We start from the raw sequence: 22,094 nt of genomic DNA, 5'->3' as shown, positions 1-22,094 counted from the left end.
TACAAGAGTTTCAGGTTGTTTTTACCCTCTTTACCGGCTTTGTAACTACAGCGGACAGCATCGATGATTCACGGATAATTATCGGTCGTATACGTTAAAACAGACAAAAAGTAAGCAAAATATGAACAAAGAAATCATCGACAAAACTATTGCAGCTTTACGCCACAACCATTTCGAAGCATTTTTTGCCCATAATACAGCCGAAGCCAGTGCGATATTTTTCCGGGATATCTTCCCGGGACTACAGGTGGAGACTGTTTCCTGGGGCGATTCCGAAACGATGAAGGCTACGGGCGTTTTGAATGAATTGCAAAAAAATCCGGAACTCTCGGTCATCGATAGTTTCGCTCCGGGTATGAGCCGGAAACAAAAGATCTATTGGAGACGCCAGGCTCTGTTAACCGACCTGTTTCTAACGGGGAGCAACGCCCTCACACAAAAAGGTCAATTGGTCAATCTGGATATGATCGGTAACCGGGTCGGCGGTATCACTTTCGGGCCTAAACATGTGGTATTGTTCATCGGTATCAATAAAATCACCGCAAACCTGGAGGAAGCCATGCACCGGGTCAGGACCATTGCAGCCCCCCGAAATGCAATACGCCATGAAGGCTTCCGTACCCCATGCCACAAGACCGGTGTATGTATGGATTGTAATAGCCCCGACCGGATTTGTAACGTCTGGACAATTACAGAAAAGAGTTATCCGGCAGGCAGAATCAAAGTCATTTTGATCGGAGAGGAACTGGGGCTTTAAACGAAACAAAATCAGGGATTAAAAGAAAAAGAAAGTGATTCGAGGATTACGGGAGATCTTACCGGATAACGGTAAGGCTTTTTCATCTATTCTGATATCGTTGAAGACGCGTAATTTCCGGTTGTATTTCACGGGGATGTGTGTGTCGCTGACCGGGACCTGGATGCAACAGATTGCGATGAGCTGGTTGGTATACCGCCTGACCGGTTCGGTATTTTTGCTGGCAACGGTAACTTTTATGGCCCAAATTCCGATTTTATTGGTCACCCCCCTCATGAGTGTTTTTGTCGATCGTTTCGACCGGCAAAAAATACTGATCCTGACCCAATCTTTATCTATGGTACAAGCCCTTTCGATGGCAGCACTGACCTTGAGCGGCGTGATCGAAGTATGGCATATCCTGATTTTAAGCCTGCTGATCGGTTGCATCAACGCCCTGGACAATCCCACCCGTCAAGCCTTCTATCCGAGTTTGGTAGCCAAAGAACATCTCAGCAATGCCATCGCGCTCAATTCGGCTGTGATCAATGGTTCCCGGCTCATCGGCCCGGCAGTCGGAGGAGTACTGATCGGAATCTTCGGTGAAGGGCTCTGCTTTCTATTGAACGGAATCAGTTACCTGGGAGTCATCATCGCCCTCTTCCTGATACGCCTGTCTCCTTTTACCGTTCAGCACCGCCGGCAGAATGTGCTCACAGATATACAAGAAGGTTTCTCCTATGTGTCCGGTAACATTCCCATACGGGCCCTGTTGTTGTTAATGAGTGCCGTTAGTTTCTTCGGCTTGCCGCTCATGACTTTTATTCCGGCTTATGTCAAGGATATTCTTCAGGGAGATAGCGAAATGCTGGGATTTTTACTATCCTGCATCGGAGTGGGCTCTTTTCTGGCCGCCCTTTACCTCGCAGCCCGCAAAAGCGTAGTCGGCCTGGGTAAGGTAGTCACGATATCGGCCTTCCTGCTGGGGATCAGCCTAATGATTCTATCGTATATCGATACTTATTGGATTGCAGCATTCATTTGCCTGCCAGCAGGATTTGCCATCATCAGTACGGTAGCCTCTATCAACACCCTGTTACAAACGTTATCCGATGAAGATAAAAGAGGACGTGTCATGGGATATCTGGCAATGACTTTCACCGGAATAGCTCCGGTGGGGAGTATGTTTCTGGGCAGTCTGGAAAAGCAAACCGATTTACCGGCTATCATCCTGATTTCAGGTGTTTCCTGTGCTCTCGGAGGAATTATTTTCGAATACTACCGCCCATTGGTACGGAAACATGCCCGGCAAGTCTATATCCGGAAAGGGATTATCCAGGAAATTGCAACGGGGATCGATGCTGCAGAAGAGCAGATTTAAACAAGTCCCCTTTCCTTCATTTCCAGATAGCCATCGATCACCGTAGCGGTCAGTTTTTCGGGTTCGGTCAGAATGGTATAAATACCGGCATTTCTCAGCTCGTGGGCGATACGCCTTTTCTCTGTAATAAAACTTCCGGCTAAAGCTTTGAAATAGATATCCCGGATGCTCAAGGCCGGTTCGGTCACCACCCGGTTGATCTCTGTGTTTTCAAATAAAACGATCAGCAGCAAATGGTTATCCGTCAACCTTTTCAAGGCCGGCAAACGGCGCTTCATCCCGTCGACGGTATCGAAATTTGTAAAAAGGATCAGCAGACTCCGGTTATGGATCTGCCGGGAAGCCGTGACGCACAATTGCTCGAAATCCGACTCCAGATAATAAGTCTGCTGACTATAAAGCGCCTCGCTGATGCTATTCAGCTGCAACCGGCGGTTATCTGCTTTTATCAACGCTCCGGCTTTATCAGAGAAAGTCAGTAATCCGGCTTTATCTCCTTTTTTCAGAATGATATTCGCCAAGGCCAGAGTGGCATTGATCGCATAATCCAAAGTCGTCATTCCCCGAAAAGGAGCTTGCATGGTCCGTCCTTTATCGATCACGCAATACACGGATTGTGAACGTTCTTCGGTATAGGAGTTGACCATAAGCCGGTTGCATTTGGCGGTCGCTTTCCAATTTACGGTACGGGGATCATCACCCTGGATATAAGGCTTTATCTGGTCGAAAGCAGTGGAAATACCGGCCACCCGTATCCGTTTTATCCCGTTACCGGACTGCCGGCCTGTAAATGCCAGTAATTCGTATTTCCGCATAGAGACAAAGGAAGGATAAACCGCCACTTCCTTTTCTTTTCCGAAGGAATAGCGGCGTTCGACCAGCGACAAACGGGAGGTCACGAATACCCTGATCTGCCCGAACCGGTAAGCCCCCCGTTTTACAGGGCGGAGGAAGTAAGTACCTTCTTTGTGTTCGTGGGAGGACAGACAAAAATTCAAACTGTTGTTTCTTTCCTGAAATTCGACCGGCGCTTCATCTACGACACGCACCCGGACCGCAAAAGGATACTTGTTTTCCACCCGGATCCGTACCGGATTTTCTTCCCCGTTGGAAAATTTATCCCCTACGATACGTTGTGCACCGCATGCCTTTCCGAATCCATACAACAAGGTGATATCCACAACGACGAGTCCCCCTCCGCATCCCAAAGCCCAAATTACCCAGGGATATACCCGAGGAAATACGAAGGTCAGCAGTAAAGCGAATACCCCACCCCACAGGAACATAAAAAAACGCCGGTTCAAAAAGAGTTCCTTCATTATCTGGGAATTTCGACTTTAGCGATCAATTGTTGAATGACCTGATCCACCACAACCCCTTCCAACTCTTTCTCGGCCGAAAGCTGCACGCGATGCCGCAATACCGGAGCAGCCAGATACAATACATCCTCAGGAACGACAAAATCACGTCCGCTGATGGCAGCAAATGCTTTTGCACTATTCATCAAAGCGATCGATGCCCGGGGAGAGGCACCCAGGTACAACCAGGCATTGTCGCGGGTTGTACCGACGATATCTACGATAAAAGCTTTTATTTTTCCGTCGACATGCACATCATGTACTTTCTCCCGTAAATAGCTCAATTCCCCGACCGATACTACCGGTGTTTGTTCTTTCCAACTTTCGGACGATCTTTTATCGTGCAATTCCAATACTTCAATCTCTTCTTCTTTCCTGGGATAATCCACTAAAATTTTAAACATAAACCGGTCGAGTTGGGCTTCCGGCAGGCGATAAGTGCCTTCGTGTTCTACCGGATTCTGCGTTGCGACGACCATAAATGGAAACTCCATAGCATATTCTACACCATCATTGGTAATCTGTCTTTCTTCCATAACTTCAAAAAGGGCAGCCTGCGTCTTTGCCGGCGAGCGGTTGATCTCATCCACCAATAAAATATTGGTAAATACAGGCCCCTGCCGGAACTCGAATTTTCCTGTAGAAGGTAAAAATACCGAAGTCCCGAGGACATCACTCGGCATCAGGTCGGGGGTAAACTGAATACGGCAGAAACCGGCTTCGATCAAATGAGACAACACCTTAGCCATCAATGTTTTAGCCACTCCGGGTACTCCTTCGATCAAAACATGGCCGTCGGCCAGCAAGGCCGTCAGTAACAAATCGACCACTTGCCGCTGCCCGATAATCACCCGGGCCATTTGTTCTCTTAACAAACCAATTTTCTCATTCAACGCTGAAAAATCTATTCTCGTTTCAAAACCAGTATCCATATTTTATTGATTTAATTTCCTGTTAAAAAGTTCTGTTCCCTGTACCAAATTACGCAATTCGGTTTCATTCACCTGCCGGCTGGTCCTGATTTTCGTAATCAGCTGCACCAGTCTGCGGGTATCTTCCTCCTCTACCCCGGAGCGTGCGGATAACCCAAGGATAAAGGGTTCGTCCAGCCGGTCGGTAGCCAGTTGATATCTGGTCCTGACCTCTCCCAGAAAATAGTCGGTCAGTTTTAAAGCAATCGCCGAATGTTCTTTCTGTTTATAATAAAGTGAACTCACGGTAGCTATAAATTCGAGCATTTTATTTTCCGGAGGGTGGATTACCGGAATCGGACGTTGTTCTCTCCGTGCGCGGAACAGCACATAACACAAAGCTCCTGCCAGCAACAGATAAAGCGCCCATTTTAAGGCAGGGTATTGCAAAATCACCCGCAAAGGTGTTTGTGCTTCCTGCCTTCCCAACGTGTGGTAGGCGTCCCAAATCACTGTTCGACCTTTATCCGGTAACCACGACAACGCCTTGTAATAATAATCGCCACAGACACTATCCAAAACCCAGCGATTGGTGAAAGCCCAGGGATTCAAATTCAGGAATACCTGTCCCCGCCCATAGGGTAGGCGGATAAAATCGGTGGAATCGTTATCGATCCTGATCCCCAAACGTTCGCCTTTAAAATCAGCCGGCAAGACAAAATAGCTACCGTGCCGGATTTTATAAAACGGATATACGTGCCCGGGAGCAAAAAGCAATTTACTGCCGCTGGGGTTCAAATTCTGTTCCAGCTTCAGGGATAAAGCATTCAACAGCGTGTCGGCAATCCACCCGGCGGCAACGAACATATCATTTCCTTTCTCTACCCACTGCATCAAATGTTTCAATTCAAGGGCATCGATCCGATAGTCCGAACCGACAAAAATGTATGTCCCGGCAGATGTATCCCGCCCACTTCCGAACTCTTCGGCTATCGACAAGCGCGAAGTCCTGATCTTTGAATCCGGGAATAATTCAGGCAAGCTCCGGTATGTAATGTAAGTACCGTAAGGGATCTTATCCTTCGGCGAATACGTTTCGGACCAATCTACCGGCCGGGGACGATTTGCCTCATACCAGGTGTAGATCAGTGATAAGATCAACAATAATGCAATACCGACAAAATTTCTAATCTTCATTTTTTCAGTTTATCCCGGAATTCGTCGAACACCGGTTCAAGTTGCCCATACAGAGAAGCACTCACCTCAAAATCACCGTAACACACGCAATCGAAAATATAAGCGAGCTTTTCAAAATCATCCCTTAAGGCTTTATCTTTCAATTCATAGTAATAGGATCTATTCGTTTTATGGGCATCCCAGCGGATCATTCCTTTTTCATCCATCAAATGCAGCAGGCCTCCATAGCGAATGCGTATAGCCAATTTGAAATCATTTTCCGCCACGGCTTGTTCCAGCATTTGCCGGTAAGAAAGTTCGTTCCAGGCTTCACCTATCCAGGGGTCCATCGTTTTCTGAAAGTCCGGTTCCGATTTTGCAGTCAGCCAAAACTTACTGCGTACGAGTTTATAAATGCCAAAAACGACGATCAGCCCTGCCAGCACTTTCAGCAACAAGTCCAGCCATACGATATCTTTATGCGTGTAACTACCGAAGATATGCTGCATGAGCCACCACCTCAATCTCTGCCACCAATCACCGGTTTCGGCAACCGGTTTCACCGAATAATCGAATGCCGGATCGTCACGGTACTGTTGTAAAAAGTTTTCTCCGGGAGTACGTTCCCGATAAGCGATCCGACCAGAAACCGATACCGACTCCGCCGAAACCGAAGCAGCATACCCCTCTCCCCGTCCCACAAGCAGAACGACGACAAAAACAATATATTCAATGCATTTCTTCACGCTCCGGCATTTGTTTATCCCTATTCCCGATCTGTCCGATCTTACTCAACAGACCGGTATGTTCTTTCTGTTCCAGATAAGTGAAGAACCGGACTGCAATACCCACCACGGAGATCAGTTGCAACAGGCTTTGTCCCAGGTTTGCGAACAAAAGACTAAAAGTCGTTTCGTAAATTCCAGGAAGCTGCTGGGTAAAAGTAGTCTTAAAAGTCAATACCAGGTAGGGAATGGAAAAAATATAAGAAAGCCCGCCGACAATCAACTGTAAAACGATCACATACCCGAAGAAATTCCACCACTTTCCCTTCAACAACTCTCTCGAACCGCTCATTCCCGCCGAAATCGACCGGTTTTCCAGTATCATATAATAGAATACGAAACCAAAAACGACTCCCAGATAAACCCCGGGAGCAATAAAGAGTATCGTACCGAAAACAACCATCAGCAAATAGATAACCGCCCACAACAGGGATTTACCCAGATTACGCCACATCACTTGCCAAACCTCTCCCGGAGTGATTCTTGCCTCGTCGGCCGCAGCAACTTTATCCTGATAAACACGAATATAAGCGATACCGATCAGCGCCATCCAGAAATAGATCACCATCGTCGAAAGATTGGTCAACAGGCTATTGGTCAGCATATCGAGCGGCGATCCGGCGTATTGATCAGGCTGTACGATCGCAATCAAGCTCTCACGAGCCGAATAGCTCATAAAAAACAATCCGATAAAAATAACAGGCAGGGCAATCACCGCAAAAGACCTCAGCAAAGGCTTAAATTCCTGTTTAATAAAATTAAAAGTCAGGGTAATCGAATCACTGAACCCACGTACCTGATTAAAATTAATCTTTTCCATTCACATGTATATTTAAAATATCAATCAATCTATTTCTCCTTCGTTCAACTTCTGTCTGCGCCCGATGATCACAGGATAAACGATAAAATAACCGATCACGCCGACAGCCGAAATCCCGATACAGAGTGCACCGACGACAGGCATAGCATCTGCATAACGGGTAATATAACTCTCGATCACGCCGGCCAGAATAAAAAAGGGAACTAATCCCGCTACGATCTTCACCCCACGAACAGCTCCCCGCCTGAAAGAAAACAAACGGGGATAAGTCCCGGGAAACAAAAAGCTATTCCCCATAATCAGACCGGCAGCTCCGGCAATAATAACCGAAGTAATCTCGAAAGTACCGTGTGCCCATACCGACATGACGGAGTGGGCCAATAAACCGTATTTATAGAAAAAATATTCGAAAGCACCGATCATCATCCCGTTCGAGAAAAGGATCCACAAAGTTCCGGCCGAAAAAAATAACCCGAAAGCAAAAGCGATAAAAGACACCCGGATATTGTTCGTCGTAATCCGCAAAAACATCTCCCATTCGTCTCCCTGGTTATAAACGCCCATCGGTTTACCGGAAGTGATATTATCGATGGTCATATTCACATAAGTATCTCCCAAAATCAAGCGGATGAACGACTCATCGTGAGCAGCTGAAAATACCCCGACAAAAGCCGACAACACGAAAAAGAAAAAGGCAAAAAGTAAGGTTTTGTATTCGCTGGCCAACAGTAAAGGCAATTCTTGTTTCCAAAAATACCATATCGGTTTATTTTTCCGCACAGGCCGCGAGTTGATATCGGTTTGATAACCGGCAATCAGCTGGTTCAGGTAGCGTTCCACCTCGCTTCCCGGATAAAAAGTACGGGCATAAGCCAGATCATCGGACAATTCGATAAAATTAGCAGCCAAATGCTCCGCATCCGGTTGCTGTCCGTTTTCCATATTTTTCCATTTATCTTTATTGCGTGAAATAAACCGGGCTTCTTTCATACTCTCAGTTAAACAGCATAAAAGTATATTTTTTTCAGAAAAAAACATATGTTTGCAAGATAAAATAGAATATAAATTCAACTTATATGGATATATCTATACGTACTGCCCAGCACGTCAATATTGCATACCAGCCGGCAGGATTGGTGAACCGGATAGGGGCAACCCTCATCGACCTGGCTTTCTTAGGCGGAATATACATACTCTGTTTCACCCTGGCTTCCCTCAGTAGTATTTTCAGGAACACCACGACAGCCATTATCTTATTGGTCATTTTAATGTGTTACCATTTTGTTTGTGAATACTTTTTTCATGGCAGGAGTCTGGGTAAACTAACTTTACATTTAAGGGTCGTACGGCTCGACGGCCGAAAGCTCTCTTTCTGGAATTGTCTGTTGCGCTGGATATTGCGTCTGGTAGACATCAGTGCCAGTATGGGTATTCTTGCTATGCTGAGCATTATCATCAGTTCGAAAATGCAGCGTCTCGGGGATTTGGCAGCAGGTACCACGGTCATTCATGAAAAAAAGGACACCGATCTGAGACGGCTCAGTTTTTTCGAAACACCGGAATCTTACCAGCCGACTTTTCCCCAAATCGCTATGCTTTCGGATAAAGACATGGCCATTGTCCGGGAAGTGTTCCGGGAATTCGAAAAAAACAAAGAGTATAAACTCCTGGAGCCTTTATCGGCTAAGATCAAGGAATTGACCGGAATAGAAACTCATATGAATAATTTACAATTCATCCAAACTATATTGACGGACTATATTCATTTGACGAAATAAATTTGGTAGTTATATACATATTTACACTTATAAACGTAGGTTTATTTCGTCGTTACTAATTCGTCTCCGGTGATCGGGATTGGAGACCCGGTCGCTTCTGTCGGTCGTCTGGCTTTTTCTATCACTGACCGGCGGAACTCCTCGCAGGCTCGTCAGACACCACCGGCCGGGCGTTCAGAAAAAGTAAGACGACACTCGCCAGAGCTCCAATGGTCTCCAATCCCGATCACCTTCGCCTAACGTTATCACTGAATTGTAGACCGGTCTTGATTTGATAAAAGATGATCAGGCTTCCTATTGTTGTAAATTTCCGCTTGTATTTTCTTTACCGGTTAGCTCTGCCGTGAGATGGAGGGTTTTATGCCGGAAGACCATTGGAGCGGGGACGAGGATCCGGTTAGGTTTTCCGAACGCCCGACCGGTGGTGTCTGACGAGCTTGCGAGGAGTTCCGCCGGTCAGTGAAGGAAAGCCTTACCGGACCGTTCCAGGCGAACCGGTCCGACGGTATAAAAACCGGAATCGGAATAGAAAGAAAAAATAAACCTACATTTAGGATAAACATGTATATAAATACCATAAATTTTATGAATTATTAAGTTTTGATCAGATACCGATATCAAATTCAAAAAAAATTCCAATCAGACGTAACCGATTCCCAAAATATGTATATTTGCATAATCTAATCAAGATTTAGGTGTGCATCATTACTTTTATAACTAAAAACTAAAAATTATGATTGGTTCTATTATTTATCTTGCGATTGTCGTGATCGTCATCGCAGGCATGTGGAAAACATTTGAAAAGGCCGGGCAGCCGGGTTGGGGATGTATCATTCCGATTTACAACATCTATCTGATGACTAAGATAGCAGCCAAACCGGCCTGGTGGGTGATCATGTTTTTCATTCCGTTGGTAAATATTGTATTCGCTATCATGCTTTACAATGAAATAGCCAAAAAATTCGGTCAGGGAATCGGCTTTACCATCGGTCTGATTCTTTTACCTTTCGTTTTCTTCCCGATTTTAGGTTTCGGTGATTACACTTATCAAAATGAAGTAGCCGCTCAATAATCTTTCGGAGCCATAATAAAAAAGGCTGGCAGAAAAGTAAAATTTTGGGAATGACCCCTAAAAGTTGGATACAAAACTTTTAGGGGTCATTTCAAAACTCTTCCTTAGTTAAATTACATCTATTTCACTTTTCAAAATAGCCAGTATTATTTCACACAATCCAACGCAAACGAACGACATTCCCCCGGATGCATTGAAAAATAGTTTTCTCCAAACAGCTCAGAATGAAATCCATAAGCGATTCACTTGGCATTTTGATCCCTTTTTTCTATATTTGCAACCTCAAAATAAAATTATAATCAAAAAAATACAGAATCAATGGCAACAACAGCAGATTTCCGTAACGGACTATGTATTGTATTCAAAGACGATTTATATACAATCGTACAGTTTCAGCATGTAAAACCCGGTAAAGGTCCGGCATTCGTGAGAACCAAGCTGAGAAACGTAAAAACCGGCCGTATACTTGAAAACACATTCACCTCTGGAGTTAAAATCGACACGGCCCGTATCGAAAGACGTCCGTATCAATTCCTGTATAAAGAAGGCGAAGACTATGTGATGATGCATACCGAGACTTTCGAACAGGTAAACATCCCGGAAGAACTGATCAATGCCCCTCAATTTCTGAAAGAAGGAGATGCAGTAGAAATGGTTGTACATGCCGATACCGAAACTCCGTTGTATGTCGAGTTGATGCCGAGTGTCGTGTTGGAAGTGACCTATACCGAACCGGGCCTGAAAGGCGATACCGCTTCATCTACCGCACTGAAACCGGCAGAAGTGGAAACCGGCGCCAAAGTAATGGTTCCCCTGTTCATTGAAATGGGAGAAAAAATCCGGATTTCGACAGCCGATGGCTCTTATGTTGAAAGAGTAAGATAATTCATAATTACGATTTACGATTTACGTTCAGAATCGATTGTAAATCGTAAATCTTAAATTTCTATATTTCCGTCAGCTTCTTTCGATAAGATATCGATAACAATTTTAGCCGCATTTTGTTCGGCTTCTTTTTTGGAAGTACCTTCCCCTTTTCCTTTTTCTTCCTCGCTAAGCATCACGGTGCAACAGAATTTACGACGTCCGCGAGCCACTTCGTCTGTCTGGAAATGGATATCGACTTTATTTTTTTGTCCCCATTCGATCAGGCGGCTTTTGTAGTTGGTGTCGATCGTCACCAGATCTTTGATATCGAAGAAATTGGGAAAGATAAACTTCTCGATAAACCGTTTGGTATTAACGAATCCCTGATCCAGAAACATCGCCCCGATAAAAGCTTCGAATACATCTCCGTAAATATGCTTATTCCGGGAGATATCCGATTTTGCGACGACAGCTTTATCCAGACCGATATTAATGGCCAATTCATTCAAAGATTCGCGGCTGACTACTTTAGAACGGACACGGGTAAGAAAACCTTCGTCCTTTTTAGGAAAGAATTTATACAATAATTCAGCGACAATAGCTCCCAGAACGGCATCTCCTAAAAACTCCAGACGTTCGTAATTGAGCACAACCCCTTTGGAAGTCATCTTCGATGCCGACTTATGCAGCAGAGCTAAACGATACAGACTCTTATTGTTGGGCACAAAGCCGATCTGAGAAATAGACAATCCATAAAACTTCCCGTTACGATTCAGGTAAAGTCTTATGGATTGAATGATTTGCCTAATCACAGCCCTAAAGAATTTAGTATGTGATTATTTTTTGATTACGACACATGCATTGTGTCCACCGAAGCCAAAAGTATTACTTATGGCCACTTTCACTTCCCTCTTTTGCGGCTCGTTGAACGTAAAATTCAATTTCGGATCGAGCTCCGGAGCCAAAGTATGGAAATTAATCGTCGGAGGAACAATATCATTCTTTACAGCCAACGTACAAGCGATCGCTTCTACAGCACCCGCAGCCCCCAAAAGGTGACCTGTCATAGATTTCGTAGAACTGATATTCAACTTGTAAGCATGCTCGCCAAACGCTTTCAGGATAGCTGTCGGTTCGGAGATATCTCCCAACCCGGTCGAAGTACCGTGTACATTGATATAATCGATATCTTCGGGTTTCATACCTGCATCTTCAAGAGCCAGCAACATCACTTCATAGGCCCCGTCCGGATCCGGAGCGGTCATATGATAAGCGTCGCAGTTTCCGGCACCCCCTGCAATCTCTGCATAGATATGTGCACCTCTGGCCACAGCATGTTCATACTCTTCAAGAATCAGGGCAGCTCCACCTTCACCGATCACAAAACCATCCCGGTCTGCATCGAAAGGACGGGAAGCTGTCTTCGGGTCATCGTTGCGGGTTGAAAGGGCTTTCATCGAATTGAAACCACCTACACCAGGAACGGTGACAGCAGCTTCAGAACCACCGGCAACAATGGCATCAGCTTTTCCTAAGCGAATTAAGTTCAATGCATCAACAATAGCGTGAGCCGACGATGCACATGCAGAGACCGTCGTATAGTTCGGACCTTTCAATCCGTTTTCTATAGCGATCATAGCTCCTCCCATGTTAGCGATCATCTTAGGTATAAAAAAAGGATTGAATCGAGGCGTACCATCTCCTTTCGAGAAAGTATCACACTCTTCGAAAAAAGTCTGCAAGCCACCGATTCCTGCTCCCCATATTACACCTATCCGCTTTTTGTTCGCTGTTTCCAGGTCCAAACCCGAATCTTTAAGCGCCTCTCTTGCAGCGATGATACCGAATTGAGTATAAAGATCCATCTTCCGAACTTCTTTCTTATCGAAATATTCGGTCGGTTCGTAATTTTTCACCTCACAAGCAAACTGTGTGCGGAATTTTGATGCATCGAAACGAGTAATAGGACCGGCGCCACTGACGCCTTTCAATAAATTGTCCCAAAACTCAGGCACATTATGACCTAAAGGGTTGATTGTTCCAAGACCTGTAATTACTACTCGTTTCAAATCCATAAAAACAATATTAAATTACTTTGCGTTAGCTTCCACGTAAGAGATAGCATCACCTACAGTAACAATTTTTTCTGCTTGATCATCCGGAATAGTAATATTGAATTCTTTTTCCAGTTCCATAATCAGCTCAACAGTATCCAAAGAGTCGGCACCCAGATCATTTGTGAAGGTAGCTTCGGGTTTAACTTCTGATGCATCTACACCTAATTTCTCTTCAATAATCCGTTGTACTCTTTCAGTAATGTCAGACATAGCTTAAAATTTTAATTAGACATTCTTTTTACTTTAACACTCTATGCAACAAGATTTGCATAATTATCTAAATTCAGATGGCAAATTTAGACTTTATTTTTTTCACTAAAAAATTTTTTGCCAAGAATAAACTTTTATTACCTTTATCGTCTTGATTTTTAAATGCTTACACCATGAAAAAAATAGCAATATTTGCCTCAGGATCAGGTTCTAACGCTGAAAATATCATTCAATATTTTGCTCAAAAACCGCAATTCTGCGTAAAATCTGTCTTTTGTAATGTCCCGGATGCTTATGTTCTGGAACGGGCTAAAAAATACCGTATTCCAACTTTTGTTTTCAACCGGGAAGAGTTCCGGAATCCGGACAAAGTATTCCGCCAGCTCCAGGAACAGGAGATCGATTTTATCGTATTAGCCGGCTTTTTATGGCTAATGCCCTCTTTTATCACCGCAGCCTGGCCGAACAAAATCGTCAACATCCATCCGGCCCTTCTTCCGGCCTATGGCGGTAAAGGCATGTACGGACACCATGTGCACGAGGCCGTTATTGCAGCCGGCGAAAAGGAAAGCGGCATCACCATTCATTATGTCAATGATCACTACGACCAGGGCGCTATCATCTTTCAGGCCAAATGCCCGGTGCTCCCGACAGACACCCCCGACGACCTTGCCGCCCGGGTACATGAATTGGAATACCGTCACTTTCCCCGGGTGATCGAAGACACCCTGAAAAAATTATAATTTTTAATCTCAGCTTGTAAATCACAGTCCATGCAGTTTACCCACTTTCACGTCCACTCGCAATATTCTATTCTCGACGGAGCAGCCAGTATTCCAGGCCTGATCGAAAAAGCCAAAGCCGACGGTCAGACCGCACTAGCACTGACCGACCACGGCAATATGTTCGGGATAAAGTTGTTTTACGACACCTGCCGGCAAAAAGGGATCAAACCCATTTTAGGGTGTGAAGCCTATGTCGCACGGGTATCCTTATATAATAAAGAAAAACCGATCGACCGGTCGGGGGAACACCTGATTATTCTGGCCAAAAACCTCACCGGTTACCTCAATCTCGTCAAGCTCTGTTCGACGGCTTTTTGCGACGGTTTCTACTACCGTCCCCGTATCGATAAAACCCAGCTCGAAAAACATCATGAGGGATTGATCATTTCCTCGGCTTGCCTGGGAGGAGAAATCGATCAGAAAATCATGGCCGGTGATCTGGAAGGAGCTGAAAAAGCAGCTCTATGGTACAAAAATCTGTTCGGCGAAGATTATTACCTGGAAGTGATGCGCCATCCGGCAGCGGATCCCAAACAAAGAGCCGAGATTTACGACAATCAGCAACGCTGTATTCAGGAGAAAATCAAAATAGCCAGGAAACTGAATATCAAACTTATCGCCACCAACGACGTACATTTTCTCAATGAAGAAGATGCCGAAGCCCATGATCTGCTGATTTGCCTGAACACCCGGAAAGACATCGACGATCCGACCCGGATGCGGTATACCCGTCAGGAATGGTTTAAAACCACCCAGGAAATGATCGACCTTTTCCCTGATCTGCCCGAAGCCATCGAAAACACTCAGGAGATCACCGATAAAGTCGAGGAATACGAACTGGACTCCGATCCTTTGATGCCCGTTTTTCCTATTCCCCCCGAACTCGGTACGGAAGAAGAATACCGGCAAAAATTTTCCCAGGAAGACCTCTTCAACGAATTCACCCGCGACGAGAAAGGAAATGTCGTACTCACCGAAGAAGAAGCCAACAAAAAAATCAAAAAACTGGGCGGATACGACCGTTTATATCGTATCAAACTGGAAGCCGACTATCTGAAAGAGCTGACCATGAAAGGGGTTGTGAAACGCTATGGTGAAAATCCGTCTCCCGAGATCATGGAACGCATTATCTTCGAGCTGCATATCATGAAGACCATGGGTTTCCCGGGTTACTTCCTGATCGTGCAGGACTTTATCCGGGCTGCCCGGGATATGGGCGTAATTGTAGGACCGGGACGTGGATCGGCTGCCGGTAGTGCCGTCGCCTATTGCCTGGGTATCACGAATATCGACCCTATAAAATATGATCTGCTGTTCGAGCGTTTTCTGAATCCCGACCGTATTTCCCTGCCCGATATCGATGTGGATTTCGATGATGCGGGACGGCAACAGGTACTGGAGTGGGTAACGGAGAAATACGGAGCCGACAAAGTGTCGCACATCGTAACCTTCGGCAGTATGGCCGCCAAAATGGCCATTAAAGACGTAGCCCGGGTATTGAAACTGGAATTATCGGAAGCCAACCGGCTGGCTAAAATGGTTCCGGAAGCTCCGAAAATGACTCTGAAAAAAGCTTATAAGGAAAACCCGGATCTCGAGAAAGAGAAGCAATCTCTTAATCCACTGATTTCCAAAACAATACAATTTGCCGAGACCCTCGAAGGTTCTATCCGTCAAACCGGAGTACATGCCTGTGGTATCCTCATCAGCCGGGATCCGCTCACCGATCATATCCCGATCATGCCTACCGAAGGAGAAAGTCTGATGACTACCCAATACGACGGGCATTTCGTGGAACCGATCGGGCTGATCAAAATGGACTTTCTGGGTTTACGTACCCTCTCGATCATCAAGACTTGTCTCGACAATATCAAAAAATCGAAACATATCGTCCTGAATGAAAACGAAATTCCCCTGGACGACGAAGAAACCTTCAAGCTTTTCACCCGCGGAGATACCACCGGGCTGTTCCAGTTCGAGTCGCCCGGAATGAAAAAACACCTCCGCGCCCTCCAGCCCAACCGTTTCGAGGACCTGGTAGCCATGAACGCCCTGTATCGTCCGGGGCCTATGGAGTATATCCCTTCCTTCATCCGGCGCAAACACGGCGAAGAACCCATTGAATACGACCATCCGATGATGGAGCCCTACCTGAAAGACACTTACGGCATTACCGTCTACCAGGAACAGGTGATGCTCCAATCCCGGGCCCTGGGACTGTTCACCCGGGGACAATCGGATACCCTCCGTAAAGCTATGGGTAAAAAGAAGTTCGAATTGCTGGCGGAATTGAAAGGCAAATTCGTCGAAGGTTGTAAAAACAATCCCGATTTTGTCCAGGGAGCCAAAGAAAAAGGAAAAGATGTCGAAGAACTGGTCAACAAAATCTGGGGAGACTGGGAGGCTTTCGCTTCTTATGCCTTCAACAAATCGCATTCCGTTTGTTACGCCTACATCGCTTATCAAACCGGTTTCCTGAAAGCCCATTATCCGGCAGAATTCATGGCAGCCAACTTAAGCAACAACCTCTCGGACATCACCAAAGTAACGGTTTTCATGGACGAATGTAAGCGAATGGGGTTGAGTGTACTGGCGCCGGATGTCAACGAATCTTACAATGACTTTACCGTAAACTCACATGGCCAGATCCGTTTCGGAATGGCCGCCATCAAGGGAGTGGGTGAAGCTGCCGTAGAAAAAATCATCGAAGAACGGGAGAAAAACGGACCTTATAAAGATGTATACGATTTCTTCGAACGAATCGACTATAAATCGGTCAATAAGAAAACAATCGAAAACCTGGTTACTGCCGGCGGACTGGACAGTTTCGGATACCACCGGGCCCAATACCTGCACCTGGTAGACGCAACGACCACAGTACTGGATAACCTGGTGAACTACGGCCAGAAAAACCAGCAGGATTCCATGAACCTGCAAGCCACCCTATTCGGCGAACTGGACGGCTTCGAAGTCACCAAACCGAATATCCCCGACTGCGAACCCTGGCACGACTATGAGAAATCGAAAAAAGAAAAAGAGCTGATCGGTATTTACCTGACCTCCCATCCCCTCGATCCTTATAAACTGGAAATGCAGTTGCTTTGCACGCCGGTAGAAGAACTCAACAGCGGCCTTGAAACTTTTAAAGGCAAAGAAATCAATATCGCCGGTATCATTACCGCCAAACGGGAAGGTAAAACCAAAACCGGGAAAGACTTCGGTATCCTGACCCTGGAGGATTTCAGCGGCACTTACGAACTGGCTTTCTTCGGAAAAGATTATACCGATTTCCGGCAATACTTTATCGACGAGACGGCGATTTATGTGAAAGGGAAAGTAGGGCCCAAATGGGGTAAAGAAGGAAACGAGCTTACTTTCACCATTCAAAAAGTGGGCTTATTGGAAGCACTGACCGAAAATGCAATCCGTTCGATCACTTTACAGGTCGATATTGAAAAACTGACCCTGGAAACGGTCACTGAAATACACGAGCTCTTTACAACCGATGTGAACAGCGAGAGTTATAAAGAAGCCCAGCAGAAAGCGGCCGAACAAAGGACACAGAAGAACAGCGATCCGGAGAATTTTGAAGAACCGGTAACGGCACAAAACGATATTCCTCTGAATTTCATGCTGTTCGACCGTCAGGGAAACAGTGTCAAAATGTTCTCCCGCACTTGTAAGATCAGGCGTTCCCGGGAATTGTACGAATATTTCGAAAACAACGATTCGATCAAAATGAAGATCAACTAGGATAAATTTTAACGTTCTATTATAAGATGAATACTTCGTATACAATAAAATTGTTGTAACTTAGCGGAGCAAAATGGAAATACCAACTTTTAAAAGATAAATACTATGGCAATAGCAGTTAATGATTCTAATTTTGAAGAGGTTGTACTGAAATCAGCACAACCTGTCCTGGTCGATTTCTGGGCAGAATGGTGTGGACCATGTAAAATGATGCTTCCCATTGTTGAAGAAATCTCTGAAGAATTTGCAGGAAAAATTACCGTTGCTAAGGTTGACGTCGACGGCAGCCCAAGCACAGCAGCTAAATTCGGTATCCGTAACATCCCGACTATCCTGTTCTTTAAAGACGGTAAAGTTGCTGATAAACAAGTAGGTGCAGTACCTAAGAATTCACTGGTCGAGAAAATCAACAAACTTCTTTAAATAATTGAAAATTGAGAATCGAAAAATCCGATTCTCAATTTTTTTAATCGTTGCTCTAAAGCCTTTTCTTTATCTTTTCAGGTTTATAGCCATGAACAAGCTCGAAGATATTATCCGCTATGAACAATTCGATAATCTCGAATTCATTGCTTCTCAGATTGTTGCTGGTTTTATCACCGGTTTGCACCGGAGTCCTTATCATGGTTTTTCTGTAGAATTTGCCGAACACCGGGTATACAATACCGGAGAATCGACCAAACACGTCGACTGGAAGCTTTATGCCCGGACAGAGAAGTTATTCGTCAAACAATTCGAAGAAGAGACGAATTTACGGTCGTATCTGGTGCTGGATACTTCTTCTTCGATGTTGTTTCCTTATCCGTCGGCGAAAGTCTCTAAGCTCCGGTTTTCGGTTTATTGTGCAGCAGCCTTGATTCACCTGCTCCGGAAACAACGGGATGCTTCGGGATTATGTCTGTTCTCGGACCGGATCGAAGTGTTGACGGATGCAAAATCGAACAGCACCCACATACAGACGATGTACGCCCACCTTCAGGAGATTCTGCAAAATCATTCGGTTTCCCTGAACAAACCCACATCGACAGCCCAGGTGCTCCACCAACTGGCGGATACCATACAAAAAAGAGCGCTGGTCGTTATTTTCACCGATATGTTTTCGAACGGAGATACGGAAGAACTCTTTTCAGCTCTCCAACACCTCTGCTATAATAAACACGAGGTGATCCTCTTTCACGTCAAAGACAAACGGATGGAAGAAGCATTCGAATTTTCGAACCGCCCCCATCTCTTTATCGATCTGGAAAGCGGCCGGGAAATCAAATTTTCTCCAAATGAAATCCGGGAGACTTATAAGCAGAAAATGGCCGAATTTTACCAGGAACTAAAACTACGTTGCGGACAACTCCGGATCGACTTTGTCGAAGCCGACATCGACCGGGAATTCCACGAAGTATTATTCCCCTACCTGTTAAAACGCAGCAAATTATATTGATTCATTATCTTCAAAAACGGTTGTATCGACAGGTATTTCTGTATTTTCCTGCCGGACATCCGGAATAAGAGTCAACATGCGGATAACCGAATCCCTGACGACCTCATACCGATTCAAATCTCCGTCTTTCAATGTTTTCTGAGGTTGTGATTTGATTGTCAGCGGATTGATCGGCTTACCGTTTTCATATACCCTGAAATCCAAATGCGGGCCTGTGGCCAGACCGGTAGCCCCGACATATCCGATGACCTGCTTCTGGGCAACATCTACCCCTACTTTGATTCCCTTTTCGAATCGGGACAAATGCATATAGGTCGTCGTATAAATACTATTGTGTCTGATTTTGACGTAATTTCCACCTCCCTTGGCCTGATAACCTTTTGCAATAACCCGGCCTTTCCCGATGGCATACACCGGAGTACCCGTCGGCGCAGCATAATCTACACCGTGATGAGCCCGGTAACGCTTCAACACAGGGTGGAAACGGCTGTTCGAGAAACGGGAAGAAATCCTGAAAAAATCCAAAGGAGCTTTCAAAAAGGCCCCCTCCAAACTCTTTCCTGCTCTGTCGTAATATAATTTTTCTCCGTTCAGTTCGAACGGTATGGCATAATAAGTACTGTCACCATGCCGGAAAGCAGCCCCCAATACATTAAAATTAAGCAAACTCTTCCCATCGACATATTCCTGCTCATAAATCACGCGGAACTCATCCTGTTTTTGAAGACCGAAAAAGTCGATGGTCCACCCGAAAATATTCGATAATACGACGGCCAATTGCGGATCGGCATTGTATTTCGACATGGCCAGCCACAAAGAAGACTCAACAACACCATGCAACTCATTCCTGCGCCATTCGACCGGATTTTCCCCCATCGTCACCCGGTAATCTCCCCGCAAATCAAAAACGACATAAGATTTGGGATCGATTTCATACACAAAATAACAGGTCTCCGGTATACTGTCCCTGGTGGTAAATACCGCATAAGCCTGATCGCTCCTGATCTTACGTACATCGAAGACATCTTTGGATTTTTCTACCAGCCGATGCACTTCTCCCACCGATAAGCCATGTTTCTGCAATATCGTAGAAAGACTTTGATTCCTTTTGACAATACCATAATCCACATCGTAATCATCGATGGGTATACCATATTTATAAGTAATCTCCTTCACTTCAAGCGAATCCGTCACTTCGATCTCATCCAACGGTTCAGTAGTCTCTTTCTTGGGCATAAAAATCACTACTAACAACACGATTCCCAGTAGTGATGAAAAGATAATCTGTTTTTTCTTTGACATTGGTTATTGAGTTATTGAGTTGCTGAGTTGCTGAGTTATTGAGTTGCTGAGTTGCTGAGTTATTGAGTTGCTGAGTTGCTGAGTTATTGAGTTGCTGAGTTGCTGAGTTATTGAGTTGCTGAGTTGCTGAGTTATTGAGTTGCTGAGTTGCTGAGTTGCTGAGTTATCGGGAGACTAAATCACCGGGAGACTGAGGGGTTTTGCTTTTCCATACAGCAAACCAAACGACAGCGATCAGAACACAGAACAACCCGATATAATAAGATACGATCTGAGTCAATCCGAAACCTTCGGGAGCGATACACAGATAGGTCGAACACACACAGGTCATAAACAAAGCAGGAATCAAAGTAATCCAATAGTTTTTACCCGTCTGTACCAGATAAACCGTAATGGCCCAAAGGGTAAAGACGGAGAGGGTCTGATTCGACCAGGCAAAGTACCGCCAGATCATATCGAATCCCGCAGCATCCCGGAGGCTATACAATAACAATCCTATAGCAGCCAGAAACATCGGGACACAAATATACAAACGGCGGCGGATACTTTTCTGTTCCATGCCCATAAAGTCCGCTACAATCAGACGGGCCGACCGGAAAGCCGTATCGCCGGAAGTAATCGGAGCAGCTATCACACCCAAAATCGCCAGAATACCTCCCACCGATCCCAACCAACTTTTCGTAATGGCATCTACAATGACGGAAGCATTGTTTTCGGCCATACCGTTCTCATGATAAAAATAAGTAGCCGCAGCCGCCCAAATCAGAGCCACGATACCTTCCGTGATCATTGCCCCATAAAAAACGGGACGTCCGTATTTCTCACTCTTCATACAACGGGCCATCATCGGCGACTGTGTGGCATGAAAACCGGAAATAGCCCCACAGGCGATACTCACGAACATAATCGGGAAAACGGGCAGATTCGCCGCATTCGGATGGGTATTTTGTAAGCCGTCCCACAACTCCGGTAAAACCGGATGATTGACGTACAGCATGACTAAAATCCCGACAGCCATAAACAACAAAGCAATAGCAAAAATGGGATAAATCTTTCCGATAATCTTATCTACGGGTAACAGGGTTGCCAAAATATAATAAAGGAAAACGACGACTATCCAAAAAGAGGTGTCCAAAGCATCGGGTGTCAGCTTAGCCAGCAAACCGGCAGGCCCGGCAACGAAAACCGCTCCCACCAACACCATCAGGATTACTGTAAAACCACGCATCACCTGCTTGGTGGTCATCCCCAGATAACGTCCGATAATCTCAGGCAAACTTTCACCTCCATGCCGGATCGACAACATCCCCGAAAAATAATCGTGCGTAGCCCCCGCCAGCACACTCCCCAATACAATCCATAAATAAGAAGCCGTCCCGAACTTAGCCCCCATGATAGCACCGAAAATCGGTCCCAAACCGGCAATATTCAAAAACTGAATCATAAAGATCTTCCAGGTCGGCAAGGGGATATAATCCACTCCGTCGGCCTTTGTCAATGCCGGAGTCGGCCTTTTCGCCTCCGGCCCGAATACCCGCTCTACATAACGGCCATATACAAAGTAGCCGACGACCAGAATCAGCAAACAAATTGTAAATGAATACATAG

General features: G+C 45.4%; 20 protein-coding genes. 9 read left to right on the top strand and 11 right to left on the bottom strand.

The window, feature by feature from the left end; genetic code table 11:
* Nucleotides 1-121: 121 nt before the first annotated feature.
* A complete protein-coding gene (locus ODOSP_RS15010) occupies nt 122-757 on the top strand; it encodes a lactate utilization protein (RefSeq protein WP_013613147.1) in 636 nt (211 codons plus the stop codon).
* 34 nt (nt 758-791) lie between these two features.
* Entirely contained in the window at nt 792-2,117 is a 1,326-nt protein-coding gene (locus ODOSP_RS15005) for an MFS transporter (RefSeq protein WP_013613146.1), read from the top strand.
* Here ODOSP_RS15005 and ODOSP_RS15000 read toward each other — a convergent pair.
* From ODOSP_RS15000 to ODOSP_RS14975, 6 genes are read right to left on the bottom strand one after another with little or no spacing between them, the layout of a single operon-like run.
* Nucleotides 2,114-3,436, bottom strand: coding sequence for a DUF58 domain-containing protein (locus ODOSP_RS15000; protein ID WP_013613145.1), 1,323 nt, complete (start codon nt 3,434-3,436; stop codon nt 2,114-2,116). The genes ODOSP_RS15005 and ODOSP_RS15000 overlap by 4 nt on opposite strands.
* Nucleotides 3,436-4,407, bottom strand: a complete 972-nt coding sequence (locus ODOSP_RS14995) for an AAA family ATPase (RefSeq protein ID WP_013613144.1) — start codon at nt 4,405-4,407, stop codon at nt 3,436-3,438. The genes ODOSP_RS15000 and ODOSP_RS14995 overlap by 1 nt, the downstream gene beginning before the upstream one ends.
* A gap of 3 nt (nt 4,408-4,410) precedes the next feature.
* The gene (locus tag ODOSP_RS18975) at nt 4,411-5,583 is read right to left on the bottom strand and encodes a DUF4350 domain-containing protein (RefSeq protein WP_013613143.1); all 1,173 of its coding nucleotides are present in this window, start codon (nt 5,581-5,583) and stop codon (nt 4,411-4,413) included.
* On the bottom strand, nt 5,580-6,308 hold the full coding sequence (locus tag ODOSP_RS14985) for a DUF4129 domain-containing protein (RefSeq protein ID WP_013613142.1): 729 nt from the start codon (nt 6,306-6,308) through the stop codon (nt 5,580-5,582). Before ODOSP_RS14985 ends, ODOSP_RS18975 begins: the two co-directional genes overlap by 4 nt.
* Entirely contained in the window at nt 6,292-7,167 is an 876-nt protein-coding gene (locus ODOSP_RS14980) for a hypothetical protein (protein WP_013613141.1), read from the bottom strand. Before ODOSP_RS14980 ends, ODOSP_RS14985 begins: the two co-directional genes overlap by 17 nt.
* A 24-nt stretch (nt 7,168-7,191) precedes the next feature.
* Nucleotides 7,192-8,157, bottom strand: coding sequence for a stage II sporulation protein M (locus ODOSP_RS14975; protein ID WP_013613140.1), 966 nt, complete (start codon nt 8,155-8,157; stop codon nt 7,192-7,194).
* Between the two features lie 86 nt (nt 8,158-8,243).
* Here ODOSP_RS14975 and ODOSP_RS14970 point away from each other — a divergent pair, with 86 nt between their 5' ends.
* From ODOSP_RS14970 to efp, 3 genes are all read left to right on the top strand, one after another.
* Nucleotides 8,244-8,945 (top strand): RDD family protein, encoded by a 702-nt coding sequence (locus tag ODOSP_RS14970; protein WP_013613139.1) that lies wholly within the window; start codon nt 8,244-8,246, stop codon nt 8,943-8,945.
* Nucleotides 8,946-9,678: 733 nt separating this feature from the next.
* The gene (locus ODOSP_RS14960) at nt 9,679-10,017 is read left to right on the top strand and encodes a DUF5684 domain-containing protein (protein ID WP_013613137.1); all 339 of its coding nucleotides are present in this window, start codon (nt 9,679-9,681) and stop codon (nt 10,015-10,017) included.
* 318 nt (nt 10,018-10,335) lie between these two features.
* Nucleotides 10,336-10,902: an elongation factor P gene (gene efp / locus ODOSP_RS14955; RefSeq protein WP_013613136.1), complete on the top strand. Its 567-nt coding sequence runs from the start codon at nt 10,336-10,338 to the stop codon at nt 10,900-10,902.
* Nucleotides 10,903-10,955: 53 nt separating this feature from the next.
* Here the strand turns inward: efp and rnc are convergent, their stop codons facing one another.
* Genes rnc through ODOSP_RS14940 form a run of 3 tightly spaced genes read right to left on the bottom strand, consistent with a single transcriptional unit; the run spans nt 10,956 to nt 13,211 of the window.
* Nucleotides 10,956-11,696, bottom strand: a complete 741-nt coding sequence (gene rnc, locus ODOSP_RS14950) for a ribonuclease III (RefSeq protein WP_013613135.1) — start codon at nt 11,694-11,696, stop codon at nt 10,956-10,958.
* Between the two features lie 24 nt (nt 11,697-11,720).
* Nucleotides 11,721-12,959 (bottom strand): beta-ketoacyl-ACP synthase II, encoded by a 1,239-nt coding sequence (fabF, locus tag ODOSP_RS14945; protein ID WP_013613134.1) that lies wholly within the window; start codon nt 12,957-12,959, stop codon nt 11,721-11,723.
* A 15-nt stretch (nt 12,960-12,974) separates the two neighbouring features.
* The gene (locus tag ODOSP_RS14940) at nt 12,975-13,211 is read right to left on the bottom strand and encodes an acyl carrier protein (protein WP_013613133.1); all 237 of its coding nucleotides are present in this window, start codon (nt 13,209-13,211) and stop codon (nt 12,975-12,977) included.
* 173 nt (nt 13,212-13,384) lie between these two features.
* On the opposite strand from ODOSP_RS14940, the gene purN reads away from it, so the two are divergent.
* The 4 genes from purN to ODOSP_RS14920 all read left to right on the top strand — a co-directional run bounded on the left by purN (nt 13,385) and on the right by ODOSP_RS14920 (nt 19,184).
* Nucleotides 13,385-13,954, top strand: a complete 570-nt coding sequence (purN, locus tag ODOSP_RS14935) for a phosphoribosylglycinamide formyltransferase (RefSeq protein ID WP_013613132.1) — start codon at nt 13,385-13,387, stop codon at nt 13,952-13,954.
* Between the two features lie 30 nt (nt 13,955-13,984).
* Complete coding sequence (gene dnaE, locus ODOSP_RS14930) at nt 13,985-17,749, top strand: DNA polymerase III subunit alpha (RefSeq protein ID WP_013613131.1); 3,765 nt, start codon at nt 13,985-13,987, stop codon at nt 17,747-17,749.
* Nucleotides 17,750-17,854: 105 nt separating this feature from the next.
* On the top strand, nt 17,855-18,172 hold the full coding sequence (gene trxA / locus ODOSP_RS14925; protein ID WP_013613130.1) for a thioredoxin: 318 nt from the start codon (nt 17,855-17,857) through the stop codon (nt 18,170-18,172).
* A 91-nt stretch (nt 18,173-18,263) separates the two neighbouring features.
* Nucleotides 18,264-19,184, top strand: coding sequence for a DUF58 domain-containing protein (locus tag ODOSP_RS14920; protein ID WP_013613129.1), 921 nt, complete (start codon nt 18,264-18,266; stop codon nt 19,182-19,184).
* Here ODOSP_RS14920 and ODOSP_RS14915 read toward each other — a convergent pair.
* Together ODOSP_RS14915 and ODOSP_RS14910 are read right to left on the bottom strand one after the other, a co-directional pair.
* Entirely contained in the window at nt 19,176-20,486 is a 1,311-nt protein-coding gene (locus tag ODOSP_RS14915; protein WP_013613128.1) for a peptidoglycan DD-metalloendopeptidase family protein, read from the bottom strand. The two genes, ODOSP_RS14920 and ODOSP_RS14915, sit on opposite strands and share 9 nt — an antisense overlap.
* 163 nt (nt 20,487-20,649) lie before the next feature.
* On the bottom strand, nt 20,650-22,092 hold the full coding sequence (locus tag ODOSP_RS14910) for a carbon starvation CstA family protein (protein ID WP_013613127.1): 1,443 nt from the start codon (nt 22,090-22,092) through the stop codon (nt 20,650-20,652).
* Nucleotides 22,093-22,094: the final 2 nt, after the last annotated feature.

The organism is Odoribacter splanchnicus DSM 20712 (assembly GCF_000190535.1).
GTDB classification, from domain to species: Bacteria; Bacteroidota; Bacteroidia; order Bacteroidales; family Marinifilaceae; genus Odoribacter; species Odoribacter splanchnicus.
This window is presented reverse-complemented; position numbering and strand designations above follow the sequence as displayed.